This is a genomic window from Streptomyces sp. NPDC040410, assembly GCF_055595715.1.
In genome coordinates this window covers 134,151-152,183 of the sequence record NZ_JBVIVK010000002.1, presented here as the reverse complement: position 1 = coordinate 152,183, position 18,033 = coordinate 134,151, and the positions used below count along the sequence as shown (strand labels likewise).

General features: G+C 70.8%; 16 protein-coding genes. 13 read left to right on the top strand and 3 right to left on the bottom strand.

Annotated elements, in window-relative coordinates; genetic code table 11:
• Window positions 1-240: 240 nt before the first annotated feature.
• The gene (locus ACZ562_RS04645) at window positions 241-1,512 is read left to right on the top strand and encodes a polysaccharide deacetylase family protein (protein WP_471174186.1); all 1,272 of its coding nucleotides are present in this window, start codon (window positions 241-243) and stop codon (window positions 1,510-1,512) included.
• Window positions 1,513-1,515: 3 nt separating this feature from the next.
• Here ACZ562_RS04645 and ACZ562_RS04640 read toward each other — a convergent pair whose 3' ends face one another.
• Window positions 1,516-2,496, bottom strand: coding sequence for an ATP-binding protein (locus tag ACZ562_RS04640; protein WP_471174185.1), 981 nt, complete (start codon window positions 2,494-2,496; stop codon window positions 1,516-1,518).
• A 101-nt stretch (window positions 2,497-2,597) separates the two neighbouring features.
• On the opposite strand from ACZ562_RS04640, the gene ACZ562_RS04635 reads away from it, so the two are divergent.
• On the top strand, window positions 2,598-3,422 hold the full coding sequence (locus ACZ562_RS04635; protein WP_471174184.1) for a Fic family protein: 825 nt from the start codon (window positions 2,598-2,600) through the stop codon (window positions 3,420-3,422).
• A gap of 387 nt (window positions 3,423-3,809) precedes the next feature.
• On the opposite strand, the gene ACZ562_RS04630 is transcribed toward ACZ562_RS04635, so the two are convergent.
• Entirely contained in the window at window positions 3,810-4,655 is an 846-nt protein-coding gene (locus ACZ562_RS04630; RefSeq protein WP_471174183.1) for an HAD family hydrolase, read from the bottom strand.
• A gap of 563 nt (window positions 4,656-5,218) precedes the next feature.
• On the opposite strand from ACZ562_RS04630, the gene ssd reads away from it, so the two are divergent.
• From ssd to ACZ562_RS04595, 7 genes are all read left to right on the top strand, one after another.
• Entirely contained in the window at window positions 5,219-6,322 is a 1,104-nt protein-coding gene (gene ssd, locus ACZ562_RS04625; protein WP_471174182.1) for a septum site-determining protein Ssd, read from the top strand.
• 107 nt (window positions 6,323-6,429) lie between these two features.
• Entirely contained in the window at window positions 6,430-7,752 is a 1,323-nt protein-coding gene (locus ACZ562_RS04620; RefSeq protein WP_471174764.1) for a TadA family conjugal transfer-associated ATPase, read from the top strand.
• Entirely contained in the window at window positions 7,745-8,608 is an 864-nt protein-coding gene (locus ACZ562_RS04615; protein WP_471174181.1) for a type II secretion system F family protein, read from the top strand. The genes ACZ562_RS04620 and ACZ562_RS04615 overlap by 8 nt, the downstream gene beginning before the upstream one ends.
• Window positions 8,605-9,393 carry a type II secretion system F family protein gene (locus ACZ562_RS04610; protein ID WP_471174180.1) on the top strand — a complete coding sequence of 263 codons (789 nt, stop codon included), beginning with the start codon at window positions 8,605-8,607 and terminating at the stop codon, window positions 9,391-9,393. The genes ACZ562_RS04615 and ACZ562_RS04610 overlap by 4 nt, the downstream gene beginning before the upstream one ends.
• A 144-nt stretch (window positions 9,394-9,537) precedes the next feature.
• Entirely contained in the window at window positions 9,538-9,747 is a 210-nt protein-coding gene (locus tag ACZ562_RS04605) for a DUF4244 domain-containing protein (protein ID WP_471174179.1), read from the top strand.
• Window positions 9,734-10,096: a TadE family type IV pilus minor pilin gene (locus ACZ562_RS04600; protein ID WP_471174178.1), complete on the top strand. Its 363-nt coding sequence runs from the start codon at window positions 9,734-9,736 to the stop codon at window positions 10,094-10,096. The genes ACZ562_RS04605 and ACZ562_RS04600 overlap by 14 nt, the downstream gene beginning before the upstream one ends.
• A gap of 302 nt (window positions 10,097-10,398) precedes the next feature.
• Window positions 10,399-10,863 (top strand): Rv3654c family TadE-like protein, encoded by a 465-nt coding sequence (locus ACZ562_RS04595; RefSeq protein ID WP_471174762.1) that lies wholly within the window; start codon window positions 10,399-10,401, stop codon window positions 10,861-10,863.
• Here ACZ562_RS04595 and ACZ562_RS04590 read toward each other — a convergent pair.
• Window positions 10,788-13,343 carry a DEAD/DEAH box helicase gene (locus tag ACZ562_RS04590; protein ID WP_471174177.1) on the bottom strand — a complete coding sequence of 852 codons (2,556 nt, stop codon included), beginning with the start codon at window positions 13,341-13,343 and terminating at the stop codon, window positions 10,788-10,790. The genes ACZ562_RS04595 and ACZ562_RS04590 overlap by 76 nt on opposite strands.
• A gap of 80 nt (window positions 13,344-13,423) precedes the next feature.
• Between ACZ562_RS04590 and bldG the strand changes: the two genes are divergently transcribed.
• The 4 genes from bldG (at window position 13,424) to ACZ562_RS04570 (ending at window position 17,813) form a co-directional block, all read left to right on the top strand.
• Window positions 13,424-13,765 (top strand): anti-sigma factor antagonist BldG, encoded by a 342-nt coding sequence (bldG, locus tag ACZ562_RS04585; protein WP_471174176.1) that lies wholly within the window; start codon window positions 13,424-13,426, stop codon window positions 13,763-13,765.
• 111 nt (window positions 13,766-13,876) lie between these two features.
• Window positions 13,877-14,299, top strand: a complete 423-nt coding sequence (locus ACZ562_RS04580) for an ATP-binding protein (protein WP_471174175.1) — start codon at window positions 13,877-13,879, stop codon at window positions 14,297-14,299.
• A gap of 322 nt (window positions 14,300-14,621) precedes the next feature.
• Window positions 14,622-17,027: a sodium-translocating pyrophosphatase gene (locus tag ACZ562_RS04575; protein ID WP_471174174.1), complete on the top strand. Its 2,406-nt coding sequence runs from the start codon at window positions 14,622-14,624 to the stop codon at window positions 17,025-17,027.
• A gap of 195 nt (window positions 17,028-17,222) precedes the next feature.
• Window positions 17,223-17,813 carry a small secreted protein gene (locus ACZ562_RS04570; protein ID WP_471174173.1) on the top strand — a complete coding sequence of 197 codons (591 nt, stop codon included), beginning with the start codon at window positions 17,223-17,225 and terminating at the stop codon, window positions 17,811-17,813.
• Window positions 17,814-18,033: the final 220 nt, after the last annotated feature.

The window sequence follows — 18,033 nt, the reverse complement described above, 5'->3', positions numbered from 1 at the left end:
GCGGGATGAATCAACGCTCGGTAAATGAACCGTAATGCAGAGTAAAGGCCAGGCATAGGCATTCCTGGCAAATGGGGCAACAAGTCACCCATAAGGCTGAAGTAACCACTTGATCGGCTTGTCGTACTAATTCCTTCTCGGTCCCGTGCGACCTTGGCGGCGCTGTCGGGCCTTCCCGGCGCATCACCAGAAACACCCTCATCAGCGTTGGCCTGAGAGAAGGAAGTAGGTGGGCGGATTATGGCCGCCACCCGGAGGATCGCCGCGGGCGCCGTGGTCGCTGCGGCCTGTGCGGCATCGCTCGCCGGTTGCGCGAGCGGCGTCAGCGGTTCGAAGGCAGGGGCGCCCGGACCGCAGAGGGCTGCCCCGGGGCCGCCGCCCAGGAGCATGGTCCGCCTGATCGGTGACGGCTCCACGGCGTTCACCGGGGCGCAGCCGCACCTGCCCAGACCCGAGCGCCTCAAGCCCGGCCGGCGGCCCCCGCAGTTCGTGGTCTTCTCCTGGGACGGCTCCGGCGAGGACAGCCAGAAGCTCTTCTCCCACTTCCGCAAGGTCGCCAAGGCGAACGACGCGACGATGACGTACTTCCTGAGCGGCGTGTACATGCTGCCGGAGGACAAGCGCGACCTGTACCGGCCGCCGCAGCACTCCCCGGGCCGCTCGGACATCGGCTTCAACGACGAGCAGGGCATCGCCGACACCGTGAAGCAGCTGCGCCTGGCGTGGCTGGAGGGCAACGAGATCGGTACCCACTTCAACGGCCACTTCTGCGGCAGGGGCGGCGGGGTGGGCGAGTGGTCGGTGGACGACTGGAAGGACGAGATCTCCCAGGCCAAACAGTTCGTGAAGTCCTGGAAGACCAACACCGGCATGAAGACGGCGGCCCCGCTGCCCTTCGACTACGACAAGGAGCTCGTCGGCGCCCGCACCCCCTGCCTCGAGGGGCAGACGAACTTCATCAAGGCCGCCCGCGAACTGGGCTTCCGCTATGACACCAGCGGCGTCAACGAGCAGGTCTGGCCCGGGAAGAAAAACGGCCTGTGGGACCTGTCGATGCAGCTCGTGCCGTTTCCCGGACACTCCTCCGAGCAGCTCACCATGGACTACAACTTCATGGTCAACCAGTCGGGCACGACCACCCAGGGCGACCCCGGTAAATACGACCTCTGGGGCGACCAGATGCGCGACAGCCTGCTCAAGGGCTTCGACCGGGCCTATCACGGCAACCGCGCGCCCCTGATCATCGGCAACCACTTCGAATCCTGGAACGGCGGCACCTACATGCGCGCCGTCGAGGAGGTCGTCGAGCAGGTGTGCACCAAGTCCGAGGTGCGATGTGTCTCCTTCCGGCAGCTCGCCGACTGGCTGGACGCCCAGGACCCGCAGGTACTGAAGAAGCTGGGCACCCTGAAGGTCGGCGAGGTCCCGAAGCAGGGCTGGGCGTCCTTCCTGGCCGGCCGCCCCGCCCCGGCCCCGAAGGGCGTGCCGGGGGCGCCGGCGGTCAAGCCGTAGCCGTCAGACCTTGGCCACCACGCCCTCGCCGAGCACGAACCCGGGGTCGATCTGCGCCGCCAGGTCGGCCCCGGTGCGCGCGTTGCCCCACGAAGCCGCGTTCTTCAGGTGGAAGTGCACCATCTGCCGCGTGTACCGCTCCCAGTCGCGCAGCTCGTACGTCGCGTCGACGGCCGTCTGCAGCAGGCGCAGCGCGCGGCGGTTGGCGGCCTCCAGGAGCTCGAACCGGGGCGGCCGGCCCTTCTCCAGGGCGCGCACCCAGTCCGAGTGCCCGACCGTCACGAGCAGGTCGTCCCCGACTTCGGCGCGAAGGAAGTCGAGGTCGTCCTGGCCCTGCACCTTGTTGCCGACGACCTTCAGCACGACGCCGAAGTCGCGAGCGTGCTCCTTGTACTGGCGGTAGACGGAGACCCCCTTCCGGGTCGGTTCGGCGACGAGGAACGTGATGTCGAAGCGGGTGAACAATCCGGACGCGAAGGAGTCCGAGCCCGCCGTCATGTCGACGACGACGTACTCGCTCCGGCCGTCCACGAGATGGTTCAGGCAGAGCTCCACCGCACCGGTCTTGGAGTGGTAGCAGGCCACCCCCACATCGGCCTCGGTGAACGGGCCGGTGACCAACAAACGGACGGCGCCGCCGTCGAGTTCCACCGGCCGGGCGCAGGCGTCGTACACCGGATTGTCCTCGCGCACCCGCAGCAGCCGGGAGCCCTCACCGGGCGGGGTCGTCTTGATCATCGTCCCGGCGGAGGTGATCCGCGGGTTGCTTCCGCGCAGGTAGTCCTTGATCAGCGGCAGCCGCTCGCCCATCGCGGGCAGCGCGGCGGCCTCCGCCTCGTCCATGCCGAGCGCGGGGCCCAAGTGCTGGTTGATGTCGGCGTCGACGGCGACGACCGAGGCGCCGACATGCGCGAGGTGGCGGATGAACAGGGAGGACAGGGTGGTCTTGCCGCTGCCGCCCTTCCCGACGAAAGCAATTTTCATGTTCACAAAGGGTAGTCAAGTGATGGCTGTACGTGGTGGGTGGGCGTGAAGAAGACCACTCCTTCGTGGGTCTGCCTCCAGGGGTGCGTAGTGTCGTACTCATGAGTACGACAGGCGCGACCGCCGATCCGCTTGCGGCCCTGGGCTCCCTGCCCGGTGTGGCCGAGTCCGTGGAGTCCGTGCGCAAGGCCGTGGACCGGGTCTACGGGCACCGGGTCATGCGGCGGCGCAGCAACGAGATCACCGCCGAGGCCGCCCTGCGCGGCTCCCGAGGTTCCGCGGCGCTGTCCGGCGCGGACTGGGCGCTCGAAGAGGTGCGTCGGCGCACCGACTTCAGCGGTGACGACGAGGCGCGCGTCGTGGGCGCGTCCCTCCGGCTGAGCGCGGAGGCGGGCCAGCTGCTGTCCATCTGGCGGCAGTCACCCCTGCGGGTGCTGGCCCGGCTCCACATGGTCTCGGCCGCGGGCAAGGGGGACGAGGTCGGGCGGCCGCGACAGGACGGCGAGCCGGTCGACGAGCCGCTGGTCGGGCTGCCGCTGCCGAGCGCGGCCGAGGTGTCCGGCCGGCTGGAAGGGCTCTCCGAGCTGATCATCGCGGGCAGTTCCGCCCCGGCCCTGGTCACGGCCGCCGTCGTGCACGGCGAACTTCTCGCGCTGCGCCCCTTCGCCTCCCACAACGGCCTGGTCGCGCGCGCGGCCGAGCGCATCGTCCTGGTGGGCAGCGGCCTCGACCCCAAGTCCGTCTGCCCGGCGGAGGTCGGCCACGCCGAGCTGGGCCGCGCGGCGTATCGTGCGGCCCTCGACGGCTACGTCTCCGGCACGCCGGAGGGGATGGCCGCCTGGATCGCCCACTGCGGCAAGGCGGTCGAGCTCGGCGCGCGTGAGTCCACGGCGGTGTGCGAGGCGCTGCAGCGCGGGGCGGCATAACGCGGAAAAGGCCCCTCGAAGGGGCCTTACAGGGTTGCGGCGGTACGAGAATTCGTACCGCCGCTGGCATGTCCACCGCGTTACCAAGCGTCCTCGATATATTGCCCATCAGGCCGGGAACTTCGCCCGTCCCTGGTGCGGCTGGCCCGTATTCGACGGGTCGACGTCGCGTGGGTGCCCGGTGTTCATGCTCGGTCCGTGGGGCCAATCTGCGTATTAAAGGTGATCCTTTCGGATGGCCTTGGTCTCGCGGGCCGTTAACCCCTTTGTACTCCAGGCCCAGAGCAAGCGGAAGCCCTGGCTGTACTTCTTTACCTTTAAGTTCAAACGCGTACTAATCGGGTGCCAGAATTCCGAACGAGGCCTGACAGGTCGCGAAATGCCAGGTCAGGCCGCGGTCGCCCGGCGCCGGCTCGCGTACCAGACGAGACCCGCGGTGGCCGCCGCGGCGCCTATGGCGGCGGCAGCGACGAGTGCCGGCCGGGGCGGTACGGAGAAGGCGGGGAACCGCTTCTTGAGCCGCACCGGGCGGTGGAAGTCGAGGATCGGCCACCCGCGCGCGACCGCCTCGCGGCGCAGCGCACGGTCCGGGTTCACGGCGTGGGGGTGGCCGACCGTCTCCAGCATCGGCAGGTCGGTCGCCGAGTCGCTGTAGGCGTAACAGCGCTCGAGGTCGTATCCCTCGGACTCGGCCAGTTCCCTGATCGCCTCCGCCTTTGTCGGGCCGTAGGCGTAGTACTCCACCTCTCCGGTGAAGCAGCCGTCCTCGCCCACCACCATGCGGGTCGCCACCACGCGGTCCGCGCCGAGGAGTTCGCCGATCGGCTCGACCACCTCGGCGCCCGACGTGGACACGATCACGACGTCACGGCCGGCGGTGTGGTGCTCCTCGATCAGGGAGGCCGCCTCGTCATAGATGATCGGGTCGATGATGTCGTGGAGTGTCTCGGCGACGATCTCCTTGACCTGCTGGACGTTCCAGCCGCGGCACAACGCGGACAGGTACTTCCGCATGCGCTCGATCTGGTCGTGGTCGGCGTCGCCGGCGAGGAAGACGAACTGGGCATACGCGGTGCGCAAGGCGGCCCGGCGGTTGATCAGTCCGCCTTGGTAGAAGGACTTGCTGAAGGTGAGCGTGCTCGACTTCGCAATGACCGTCTTGTCCAGGTCAAAGAAGGCCGCTGTGCGGAGCAAGGAGTGGTTTTCCACGCCCCGAGCATAGGTGCAGCCCATTCGGCGTAAGGTGGGCGCGTGGGTTTGCCTGAGAGGCCTCTCGGGTACACCATGGAAGTCACGGATCGTTCGCGACCGTGCTAACCCGGTCCGACTCCTCCCCCCCCGAGTCGGCCGTGGAGACGACCCCCGCTCTCCCCCCCGGCGGGGGTCGTCGCATGTCCGGGTGGCTTTTCCTCCTTCTCCGCGCGGCCACCGGGCCGACGCCGGGCAGCTGCAGCCCTCAACTTTCCCCGCCCATGATCCGTCACTTTGGGTAGTTGCCGCGCTGCGCTGCGGGAGTCCCACACGAAGCACTACAGGAGTCACCGGTTTGGGTGACGGCGATATTCACAGCTGCTGAGTTGTCCACAGTTATCGACCAAGATCCACACGATTTCCCGGATCGCTGCACCGTGATTCCAGCGCGCTCCGCCGGTGCCGACTTCATGCCCGGTTCCGGTTAGCCGGGCGCGTTTGGCCGGTTCGTTTCGGCCGTTCATATGGAGGCCGCTTGCCGGTTCTTCACACGTTTGGGAATCGCGGGGCCGCAGAGGGCCGTGCGAGACATGCAGCGAAGGGGGATGGAAACCGTGGCCGGATCCGTCACACACGACCCGCCGCCCGCCTCGGGGCGGCATGGCACACCACTGATCATCACCGAGGACGCAGAACTGCTCGACGACCTGCTGCGCCTGTGCGCGGCAGCCGGCGCCACACCCGAGGTCAGTCCCACCGTGCACGACAGCAGCTGGGAGGCCGCACCGCTCGTCCTGGTCGGCGACGACGCCGCGCGGCGCGTGCGCGGGGCCGCGCGCAGACGCGGAGTGGTGCTGGTCGGCCGAGACCAGGACGACTCCGGGGTCTGGCGGCGGGCCGTCGAGATCGGCGCCGACCATGTCCTGATGCTGCCCGACGGCGAGCAGTGGCTGGTCGACCGCATCGCCGACGTGGCCGAGGGAGTCGGCCGGCCAGCCCTCACCGTCGGCGTCATCGGGGGCCGGGGCGGGGCCGGAGCGTCCACGCTGGCCTGCGGGCTCGCCGTCACCTCCGCGCGCGAGGGACTGCGCACCCTGCTCGTGGACGCCGATCCGCTGGGCGGCGGACTCGACGTGCTCCTCGGCGGGGAGACGGCCGAAGGGCTGCGCTGGCCCGCCTTCGCCGCCTCGCGCGGGAGGGTCGGCGGGGGCGCCCTGGAGGAGTCGCTGCCGCGGCTGCACTCGCTGCGGGTCCTCAGCTGGGACCGCGGGGACTGCGTGGCCGTCCCGCCTCAGGCCGTGCGGGCGGTGCTCGCCGCCGCGCGCCGCCGTGGCGGCACGGTGGTCGTCGACCTGCCGCGCCGCGTCGACGACGGGGTCGCCGAGGTTCTCGCCCAGCTCGACGTCGGGCTCCTGGTGGTCCCCGCCGAACTGCGCTCCGTCGCGGCGGCCGCCCGCGTGGCCTCCGCGGTCGGCATGGTCCTGCGCGACCTGCGGGTGGCGGTACGCGGACCCTACGCACCCGGCCTGGACGACCGCGAGGTGGCCCGGCTGCTCGGACTCCCTCTGGCCGGCGAGGTACCCGTCGAGTCCGCCCTGCTGCGCCCGGACGGGGGCAAGGCACCCCCCGCCGCGGCCGCCCGCAGCCCGCTCGCAAGTTTCTGCAAGGAGTTCTGGGAGCGGGCGCTGCTGGAGGCGGGCGCGGCATGAGTACGGTCTCCGGGCTTGAGCGGGCGGGGCGTTCGAGCGGCGCGGCAAACGACTCGGCGGCCGGTCGTGACGCGCCGTCGGCAGTGTCGTCGGGCAGGGCCGTGGGAATGTCCTCGGGTCTGCTGGACGGTGTGCGCCAGTGGCTGGCCGCGAGCGGGGCCGAGCCGACACCCGCGCGGGTGGCGCAGGCGTTGCGGGAACAGGGACGGGTGCTCGGGGACGCCGAAGTCCTCGGCGCGGCCGAGCGGTTGCGGTCGGAGCTGGTGGGCACCGGCCCGCTGGAGCCGCTGCTCGCCGATCCGTCGGTGACCGACGTGCTGGTCTCGGCCCCGGACCGGGTCTGGGTGGACCGCGGCGGCGGACTGGAGCTGACCGGCGTCTCCTTCCCGGACGCCTCGGCCGTACGACGCCTCGCTCAGCGTCTGGCCACGGTGGCCGGACGCCGCCTGGACGATGCACGGCCCTGGGCCGACGCCCGGCTGCCCGACGGGACCCGGCTGCACGCGGTGCTGCCGCCGGTCGCCGTCGGCTGCACCTGCCTGTCGCTGCGCGTCGTACGGCCGCGCGCGTTCACACTCCACGAACTGGTGGCCGCGGGCACGGTGCCGCCCGGCGGGGACCGGGTGCTGCGCGCGCTGCTCGACGCGCGCCTGTCCTTCCTCATCAGCGGAGGCACCGGCAGCGGCAAGACGACCCTGCTGAGCGCGTTGCTGGGACTCGTCGGCCCGGGCGAGCGGATCGTGCTCGCCGAGGACTCGGCGGAGCTGCGGCCGGACCATCCACACGTCGTACGGCTGGAGAGCAGACCCGCCAACCAGGAGGGCGCGGGACTCGTCACGCTCCAGGACCTGGTGCGGCAGGCGCTGCGGATGCGGCCGGACCGGCTGGTCGTGGGCGAGGTGCGAGGGCCCGAAGTGGTGCATCTGCTGGCCGCGTTGAACACCGGCCACGAAGGCGGATGCGGAACCGTGCACGCGAACGCGGCGGCTGATGTGCCGACCCGGCTGGAAGCCCTGGGCACCGCCGCCGGGCTCGACCGGGCCGCACTGCACAGCCAGTTGGCGGCCGCGCTGTCGGTGGTCCTGCACCTGGTCCGTGACCGGGCCGGGCGGCGGCGGATCGCCGAGGTGCACGTGCTGGAGCGGGACCCGTCCGGGCTGGTCCGGACGGTACCGGCGCTGCGGTGGGGCGCGGAGGCGTTCGCGTACGAGCGGGGATGGGAGCGGCTGCGGGGGCTGCTTCGGAGCGGGGAGAGCGAGGTGGGGTGCGGGGGCGGTGAGCCGGCGGGCAAGGGCCGTGGGTTGCTTGGCGCAGGCGCCGAGTTGGAGCCCGCGCGCCATGGATCGCGGAGGGCGGGCGGCGAACTGAGCGGCGAGTACGGCGAGCACGGCGGATTGACGGTGGAGGGATGCGGTGACCGGGATGGCTGAGACGGTGATGGGAGTGGCCGTGGTGTGCGCCGGAGCGGCGGCCTGGTTGCTGGGCGGATGGCACTTTGGGGCCGCCAGGCGGGCGCAGCTGTTGCTCGCGGGCGGCGGAGCGGTGGGGGTCGGCCCGCCGGCATGGCGGCAGCTGGCAGGTGGTCTGCGCCGGGTCCGCGTGCGGTTGCGCGCCGAGTGGTGGTCACTGGCCGCGGGGCTGGCGCTCGCGCTGCTGGGTGCCTCAGTGCTGCCGGTCGTCGCGGGGGCGGCCGGGGTGCCGCTGCTGCGGCGGGTGCGGCTGACGGCTCAGGCCCGGCGCGCTCGGGAGCGTCGGGGTGACGCGGTGATCGCGCTGTGCGGGGCTCTCGCCGGGGAGGTGCGCGCCGGGCGGCAGCCGGGCGACGCCCTGCTGCGTGCCGCCCGGGACTCCGGCGGGCTCGGTGACGGCCAGGCGGCCGTGCTGGCGGCGGCGCGGTTCGGCGGCGACGTGCCGGGCGCGCTCGCGGCGGCGGCGCGGCAGCCAGGTGCCGACGGGCTGCTGGGCCTCGCGGCGTGCTGGCGGGTGGCCGTGGACCAGGGTGCCGGCCTCGCCGCCGGACTCGACCGGCTCGAAGGGGCGCTCCGCGCCGAACGAGACCAACGAGCCGACCTGAGAGCCCAGTTGGCGGGTGCCCGCTCCACCGCGCTGATGCTCGCCGGGCTGCCCGTCCTGGGCCTGCTGCTCGGCGTGGCCCTCGGTGCCGATCCGCTGTACGTACTGCTGCACACCGGGGCGGGGCTGGGCTGTCTGCTGGCCGGCGGTCTGCTGGAGGGCCTGGGGATGTGGTGGGCGATGCGGATCGTACGGGGAGCGGAGGCGGCGTGAGCGCGGAAGTTTTCCACAGGCTGGGGGTGGCCGTGGGTGTTCTGCTGGTCCTCGGGTGGCTGATCCGCTGGATCGAGGCGGCACGGCACGAACGCAGAGTGCGGCGGCGGCTGGCCGAGCTGCTGGCCGCCGCGGAGACGGCGGCCGGCGCGCCGCGAAGCGACCTGCGGGACGCCGGACGGCGGTGGCTGCCTGCCGTGGCAGCGGTGTGTGCCGGGTGGGTGCTGCTCGGCGGTGTCATTGGCGCCGGGGCGGGACTGGCGGTCGCGGTGGGGCTCTGGCGGTGGCGGCTGCGCCGGACGGCTGCCGCAACTGCGCAGGAATTCGACGCGGGCGAGGCTCGCCGTCAACTCCCGCTGGCCGCTGACCTTTTGGCGGCCTGTATCGCTGCGGGTGCCGGGCCGGTGATCGCGGCACATGCCGTGGGGGAGGCCCTGGGTGGCCCCGTCGGGGAAGGGCTCGCACGCGGCGTGGCGGAGGTGCGGCTCGGCGGCGAACCGGCCGAGGCCTGGCGCGTGCTGGCCTCGATACCGGGCGCCGGAGCCCTGGCCCGGCTGCTGGAACGGGCCGACGTGTCCGGACTTCCCGCCGCCGGACCGGCAGCCCGGCTGGCCGCGGACGTCCGCGCCGACTGGGCCCGCACCGCGACGGCACGGGCACGGCGGGCGGCCGTGATGGTCACCGCTCCGGTGGGGCTGTGCTTCCTGCCCGCGTTCATCGCGGTGGGTGTACTGCCGGTGGTGATCGGACTCGCGGGTGGCGTGCTGGGAGGAGGAGGTGGATGACGGCCACGGACCAACGGCCGGTGAGCAAAGGCCAGTAGCCGGCAAAGGCCAGTAGCAGGCAAGACCCAGTTGTAGGCAAAGGCCCCGTTGTAGGCACATGCCTTCAACGGTGCGACAACAGCGCTGATCCATACGGGGGTTGAGATGTGCAAGGCGGTACGGGCAGGGCTGCGTGCCCTGGTGTGCAGGGTGCGCGCGGTGCGGAGGGACGCGGGGATGGTCACCTCCGAGTACGCGATGGGGATCGTCGCGGCGGTGGCGTTCGCCGTCGTCCTCTACAAGGTGGTGACGAGCGGGGCCGTCAGCGCGGAGCTGCAGGGCATCGTGAAGCGGGCGCTCAGTGCGCGGATGTGAGCGGAAGACGGACCGGGGGTTCGTGACGGCCGAGTCGGCCGTGGTGCTGCCCGTCCTGGTCATGTTCGCGATGGCGCTGGTGTGGGGGCTGCTCGTGGTGGCCGCCCAGATCCAGTGCGTGGACGCGGCCCGGACGGGGGCCCGTGCGGCGGCCCGCCAGGACCCGGCCGACGCGGTCGTGGAGGTCACCCGCGCGGCGGCACCGCGCGGGGCGAAGGTCACGGTCAGCCGGGAGGGGGACCAGGTCCGCGTGGCGGTAGTGGCGAAACCGCCTGTGCTGCACGGCCTGCCCTTCGAAGTACGGGAGGAGGCCGTGGCGGCGGCGGAGGAGACGGTGGGGGCAGGGTGATGAGAGAGATGAAAGACCGTTCCTCACGCCACGGGTCCGCCACCGGTCGCGGGCTTACGGCCATCTGGCGCAACGGTCGTGGGCTTACGGCCATCTGGCCCAACCGTCGTGGGTGTGGGGGCGTCCGGTCCAACGGTCGTGGGTGTGGGGCCGTCCGGTCCAACGGTCGTGGGTGTGGGGCCATCTGGCCCAACGGTCGTGGGTGTGGGGCCGTCCGGTCCAACGGTCGTGGGCTTACGGCCATCTGGCCCAACGGCCGTGGGTGGGGGACCGTCCGGTCCAACAGCCGTGGCATCGCGGCCATCCGGTCCAGCGATCGTGAGTCTGCGGCCCTCTGGCCCAGCGGCCGCAGACTCGCCTTCGCCCGGCGTTCCGACCGTGGTTCCGCCACCGTTTGGAGCATCGGGGCGATCGCCGTCCTCTGCGTGGTCTTCGGGGTCGTGGTCGCGATGGGCCAGGCCGTCGTGACCCGGCACCGGGCGGCCGGCGGAGCGGATCTCGCGGCGCTCGCGGCGGCGGACCACTGGGCTGAGGGCGGCACGGCCGCCTGCGCCCGGGCCGACCGGGTGGCCCTGGCACAGGGTGCGCGGCTCGTGCGGTGCGCGGTCGTGGGCGAGATCTCGGACGTGACCGCAGCGTCGGGACGGGGCCCCTTCGCGGCCGAGGTCAGGGCACGGGCGGGCCCTGCTGATCAGGTCCCGTCGGCTGCCCCGCCGTCGGCGGATCCGGCGGAAACTGGCCTTTCCGCCGACTTCTCTGCCGACTGATCCGGCGGAGCCGCCTCCTCCGTCGGCTTCTCCTCCGGTGCCCCCCTGAGCAGCACCGTGAGCAGCCGCACCGCCCCCCTCTTGTGCAGCGGGTCGTTGCCGTTGCCGCACTTGGGGGACTGGATGCAGGACGGGCAGCCCGCGTCGCACTCGCATGAGGCGATGGCCTCCCGGGTGGCCGCCAGCCAGGCGCGGGCCGTGTGGAAGGCGCGCTCCGCGAAGCCCGCGCCGCCGGGATGGCCGTCGTAGACGAAGACCGTCGGGAGGAGGGTGTCCGGGTGCAGCGGGATCGAGACGCCGCCGATGTCCCAGCGGTCGCAGGTCGCGAAGAGGGGCAGCATGCCGATCGACGCGTGCTCGGCGGCGTGCAGGGCGCCGCCGAGGAGCTCCGGGCCGATCCGGGCCTCGTCCAGCTGGTCATCGGTGACCGTCCACCACACGGCACGCGTGCGCAGCGTGCGAGGAGGGAGGTCGAGCTTCGTCTCGCCCAGCACTTCACCGGTGATGACACGTCGGCGCAGGAAGGAGACCACTTGGTTGGTGACCTCGACGGAGCCGTAGCACAGGCGGCCGTCGCCCCAAGGGATCTCGGTGTCCGTCTCCAGGACGGAGATCGACGTCGTGTCACGGGCGACCGTCGAATATGACGGGGCGGCCTCCTCGACCAGGGCCACCGAGTCCTCCAGATCGAGGGAGCGCACCAGGTACGTACGGCCCTGGTGCAGGTGCACCGCGCCCTCGTGGACCGTCGTGTGGGCGGCGCCCGCGTCGACCGTGCCCAGCAGCCGGCCCGTGCCGGACTCGACGACCCGGACGGCCTGCCCGCCGCCGCCGCGGATGTCGGTCAGGTCGGCGGCCCGTTCCCGGCGTGTCCAGTGCCAGGCCTTCGTCCGGCGGCGAAGCAGCTTCGCGGCCTCCAGCTGGGCAAGCAGTTCCTCGCAAGCTGGGCCGAAGAGCTCCAGGTCCTCGTCCACCAGGGGCAGCTCGGCGGCCGCCGCGCACAGGTGCGGGGCGAGGACGTACGGGTTGTCGGGGTCGAGGACTGTGGACTCCACGGGCTGGTCGAACAGGGCCTCGGGGTGATGGACGAGGTAGGTGTCCAGCGGGTCGTCGCGGGCGACCAGGATGGCCAGGGCCCCCTGGCCGGACCGCCCCGCCCTGCCCGCCTGCTGCCACAGCGACGCGCGCCTGCCTGGGTAGCCGGAGATCAGTACGGCGTCCAGGCCGGAGACGTCGATGCCGAGTTCCAGGGCGGTTGTCGCCGCGAGGCCGAGGAGCTCGCCGGAGTGGAGAGCCTGTTCCAGGGCACGGCGCTCCTCGGGGAGGTAGCCGCCCCGGTAGGCCGCCACGCGCCGCGCCAGTGACCGGTCGACTTCGGCCAGGCGCTCCTGGGCGATCACCGAGATCAGCTCGGCGCCACGGCGGGAGCGGACGAAGGCGACCGTGCGGACGCCCTGGACGGCGAGGTCGGTCAGCAGGTCGGCCGTCTCGGCGGTGGCGGTGCGGCGGACCGGCGCGCCCTTCTCGCCCGGCAGCTCGGTGAGCGGGGGCTCCCACAGGGCGAACACGAGTTCGCCGCGCGGGGAGGCGTCGTCGGCGACCTCCACCACCGGGAGGCCGGTGAGCCGGCGGGCGGCCACCGAGGGTTCGGCGGCTGTCGCGGAGGCAAGCAGGAACACGGGTGAGGCGCCGTAGCGGGCGCACAGGCGCCGCAGCCGGCGCAGCACCTGGGCGACGTGGGAGCCGAAGACGCCGCGGTAGGTGTGGCACTCGTCGATGACGACGTACTTCAGCGCCTTCAGGAAGGAGGACCAGCGGGGGTGGGAGGGAAGTATGCCGCGGTGCAGCATGTCGGGGTTGGTGAGGACGTAGTTGGCGTACTGGCGCACCCATTCGCGTTCTTCGAACGGCGTGTCGCCGTCGTACACGGCTGGGCGAACGGAATTGCCCAAGGGTTGTGAAAGTTCCTTCACAGAGCGGCACTGATCCGCCGCGAGGGCCTTCGTGGGGGCCAGGTAGAGGGCGGTGGCGGCCCGGCCGCTGGGGGCCTCGGAACCGTCCAGGAGCTTCGAGAGGACCGGGACGAGATACGCCAGGGACTTGCCGGACGCCGTGCCCGTGGCGACGACGACGGAGTCGCCGTCCAGGGCGTGCTCGGCGGCTAGTGCCTGGTGGGCCCATGGGTGCTCGATGCCGCAGGCCCGGACGGCCGCGATGACCTCCGGGCGGATCCGGTCGGGCCAGACGGCATGGCGACCCTCGCGCGGGGGCAAGTGCTCCGTATGAGTGATGCGCGAAGCCCGGCTCGGCCCCATGGCGAGCCGGTCGAGGACCGTGCCCGGCGCGAGGCGGGACATGGGCTCCGTCGAGGGTCGATCGGATCGGTGATTCTTGGCCATCGGCACCGAGTGTGTCACTGGCGTGACGGACAATGGGACCAAGGCGTCGTGCACGCCTGCCGGTAAGTGATTGAATGCCATCGCGGCTGGCGAACCGTCCCGGGGGCTCTGCCGAGGTGTCCCGAAGGGCGACCGCTCGATAGCAAGGTGCTGGAGGATCCGTGGACCTGTCCCTGTCGACCGAGACCATCGGCGATCGCACGATCGTCAGGGTCGGTGGCGAAATCGACGTATATACCGGGCCCAAGCTGCGCGAGCAGTTGGTCGAGCTGGTGAATGACGGCAGTTTCCACCTTGTCGTCGACATGGAGGGCGTGGACTTCCTCGACTCCACCGGCCTCGGCGTCCTGGTGGGCGGGCTCAAGCGGGTGCGTGCCCATGAGGGCTCGCTGCGCCTGGTCTGCAACCAGGAACGCATTCTCAAGATCTTCCGCATCACCGGCCTCACCAAGGTGTTCCCGATCCACACCTCGGTCGAGGAAGCGGTGGCGGCCACCGACTGATCCCGGCCCGGGGAGGACGCAGTCCGAACCCGGGCCGGCCGCAGTGAACGAAGGGTGTCCGGGCTTCGGCGGCCCGGTCCCCCGACAGCACGCCCGTTCCGAGGGGGATGCATGGCCACCGTTGAGCTCCGCTTCAGCGCGCTGCCCGAGCACGTGAGGACCGCCCGGCTGGTGGCGGCAGCGGTGGCGCGCAGGGCCGGAGTGGACGAGGCCGTCCTCGACGAGCTCAGGCTCGCCGTCGGTGAGGCGTGTTCCCGTGCCGTCGGACTGCACCAGACCGTCGGCATCACCTCGCCGGTGAAGGTGCTGCTGATCGAGGAGGAGAAACAGTTCTCCATCGAGGTCGGCGACGAGGCACCCCGCTCGGCGCCCGGCGCCGCGGGCGGCGAGGCCGCCGTGGAGACCGAGGAGGACGAGATGGGCCTCGCGGTCATCAGCGGACTCGTCGATGACGTGGAGGTGACCGCTGGGGAGCACGGCGGACTGATCCGTATGACCTGGCCGACCACGCCGCCGGCCGCGGTGCTCACCTGAGATCTGCTTCGCCTCGCTCCGAAATCTGACCCGAAGGGCCCTGGTCACCAGGGCCCTTCGGCATGTCCGGCCGCGGGCAACGGCCGTACAGTTATCTCAGGAAAGCCTTTTCGTGAATTCATTCACGATCAATCACGTGATAATTGGATCAAGCGTCAACGCTTTTGAGGCATTACCGCTTTCGAGTTCTATGCTGGGACCTCGATCATTTGCTGAAGAGCAAGTGAAGGCTAATTCCGTTTACCGCGTACTGTTTTGATCAGGTTCCGGTACCTAGAATCCGTCCACATCTTGAGCTCAGCCCAAGCGTCAAGGAGGACGAATGGCGGGGCTTCCTACCCCTCATCAGTTGGATCACCCCACAACCCTCGCGGCCGCAGTGCTCACCGACGGCAACCGTCTCATCGTGACGGTCATCGCGGCCGTCGCACTGGCGGCGCTCGTCGTGGCAGGCATCCTGGTGCGCCAGGTGCTCGCGGCAGGCGAGGGCACCGACAGCATGAAGAAGATCGCGACGGCGATCCAGGAAGGCGCGAACGCCTATCTGGCCCGGCAGCTTCGCACGCTCGGCGTATTCGCCGTCGTCGTGTTCTTCCTGCTCATGCTGCTGCCCGCGGACGACTGGAATCAGCGCGCAGGCCGATCGATCTTCTTCTTGATCGGCGCCGGGTTCTCGGCGGCCACCGGTTATATCGGCATGTGGCTCGCCGTGCGCAGCAATGTGCGCGTCGCCGCGGCGGCACGGGAAGCGACCCCGGCCGAAGGCGAGCCGGAAAAAGATCTCACCGCCGTATCGCACAAAGCAATGAAGATCGCTTTCCGCACGGGCGGCGTCGTCGGCATGTTCACGGTGGGGCTCGGTCTGCTGGGCGCCTCCTGCGTGGTGCTGGTGTACGCGGCCGACGCGCCGAAGGTGCTCGAGGGCTTCGGCCTCGGGGCCGCGCTGATCGCCATGTTCATGCGTGTCGGAGGCGGCATCTTCACCAAGGCCGCCGACGTCGGCGCCGACCTGGTCGGCAAGGTCGAGCAGGGCATTCCGGAGGACGATCCGCGTAATGCCGCGACCATCGCCGACAACGTGGGCGACAACGTCGGCGACTGCGCGGGCATGGCGGCCGACCTGTTCGAGTCGTATGCCGTGACGCTGGTCGCCGCGCTGATCCTCGGCAAGGCGGCGTTCGGCGACTCCGGGCTCGCCTTCCCGCTGCTCGTCCCCGCGATCGGCGTGATCACGGCGATGATCGGCATCTTCGCGGTGGCGCCGAGGCGCTCCGACCGCAGCGGCATGTCCGCGATCAACCGCGGGTTCTTCATCTCCGCGGTGATCTCGCTGGCGCTGGTGGCCGTGGCCGTCTTCGTCTATCTCCCCGGCAAGTACGCCGACCTCGACGGAGTCACCGACGCGGCGATCAGGGCCCATGACGGCGACCCGCGGATCCTGGCGCTCGTCGCGGTGGCGATCGGCATCCTGCTGGCAGCCGTCATCCAGCAGCTGACCGGCTACTTCACCGAGACCAGCCGCCGCCCGGTCAGGGACATCGGCAAGACCTCGCTCACCGGCCCGGCCACCGTTGTCCTGGCCGGTATCTCCGTCGGCCTCGAATCGGCCGTCTACACCGCGTTGTTGATCGGCCTCGGTGTGTACGGTGCGTTCCTGCTCGGCGGTACGTCGATCATGCTGGCGCTGTTCGCGGTGGCCCTTGCCGGCACCGGCCTGCTCACCACGGTCGGTGTGATCGTCGCGATGGACACTTTCGGTCCGGTCTCCGACAACGCGCAGGGCATCGCCGAGATGTCCGGCGACGTCGAGGGCGCGGGCGCGCAGGTGCTCACCAACCTGGACGCGGTCGGCAACACCACCAAGGCCATCACCAAGGGCATCGCCATCGCCACCGCGGTGCTCGCGGCATCGGCGCTCTTCGGGTCGTACCGTGACGCGATCACGACCGGCGCGCAGGACGTCGGTGAGAAGCTCAGCGGGCCCGGTGCGCCGATGAGCCTGATCATGGACATCTCCCAGCCCAACAACCTCGTCGGTCTCATCGCGGGCGCGGCGGTCGTCTTCCTCTTCTCGGGGCTCGCGATCAACGCCGTGTCGCGGTCGGCGGGTTCCGTGGTGTACGAGGTGCGGCGGCAGTTCCGTGAGAAGCCCGGGATCATGGACTACAGCGAGACACCGGAGTACGGCAAGGTCGTCGACATCTGTACCAGGGACGCCCTGCGCGAACTCGCCACGCCCGGTCTGCTAGCCGTGCTGGCGCCCATCTTCATCGGGTTCACGCTCGGGGTCGGCGCACTCGGCGCGTTCCTGGCGGGCGCCATCGGCGCCGGCACGCTGATGGCGGTGTTCCTGGCCAACTCGGGTGGAGCGTGGGACAACGCGAAGAAGCTCGTGGAGGACGGCCACCACGGCGGCAAGGGCAGCGAGGCCCACGCCGCGACGGTGATCGGCGATACGGTCGGCGACCCGTTCAAGGACACCGCCGGTCCCGCGATCAACCCTCTGCTGAAGGTGATGAACCTGGTGGCGCTGCTGATCGCGCCCGCGGTCATCAAGTTCAGCTACGGCGAGGACAAGAGCATCGGCGTTCGGATCGTCATCGCGGTCCTGGCGTTCCTCGTGATCGCAGGCGCGGTCTACGTCTCCAAGCGGCGCGGGATCGCCGTGGGTGACGAAGGCAACGCCGACCGGGTGGCCAAGTCGGCAGATCCCGCGGTGGTTTCGTAGGCGGTCTTCCGGACCCCAGCTCAATGGGCGGGCGGGTGGCGCGAGTTGACGCGTCGCCCGCCCGCTCTGTGTCGGGTGCGCGCCGTCGTCGTGAGCCTTCTCTCGCTTGGTGTAAATAGTTACAATACGTGTTATAACGGACGTTCGATATGCGGTTGTCCCCCACTTGGCGTGTATGTTCCGGGGCCGAGAGCCATGGAAGGGACCGATCCGGTGAACAAGAAGCTCGCGGCCGCACTGTCCGGCGGTGCGGTACTGGTGTTGGCGCTGTCGGGATGCGGCAGCGACGACAGCAGCGACAAGCTGAACTCCTGGGCCAAGCAGGTCTGCGACGCGGTGCAGCCGCAGGCCAAGAAGATCGAGGCCGCCAACGCCGCGATCCAGAAGGAGACCTCGGACAACAGCACGCCGGAAGAGGTCCAGAAGACCGACGCGCAGGCCTTCCAGGACATGTCCGACGCCTACAAGGCGATCGGTGCCGCCGTGCAGAAGGCGGGGGCGCCGGACGTCGAGGACGGCGCGAAGAAGCAGCAGGACGCGGTCAAGGAACTCAACGGGATCTCCTCGTCGTACGCGTCCCTGAAGGCGCAGGTCGACAAGCTCGAGACCAAGGACCAGGCGAAGTTCGCGGACGGCCTCAAGGACATCGCGACCGAGCTCGACAAGCTGAGCCAGAGCGGGAACGACGCGCTGAAGACCCTCGAAGAGGGCGACGTCGGCCAGGCCATGGCCAAGCAGGAAAGCTGCAAGGCGGCGTCCACCTCGGCTCCGGCGGCGGCGAGCTGACGCCGCCCGTGACGGCGAGCTGACTACTGCGTGACGGCTGGCTGCACCGCCGGCCACGGCGAGCTGACGCTCCCGCCACGGCGAGCTGACGCTCCCGCCACGGCGAGCTGACGCCGCCCGCCACGGCGAGCTGACGCCGCCCGTGACGGCGAGCTGACTACTGCGTGACGGCTGGCTGCACCGCCGGCCACGGCGAGCTGACGCTCCCGCCACGGCGAGC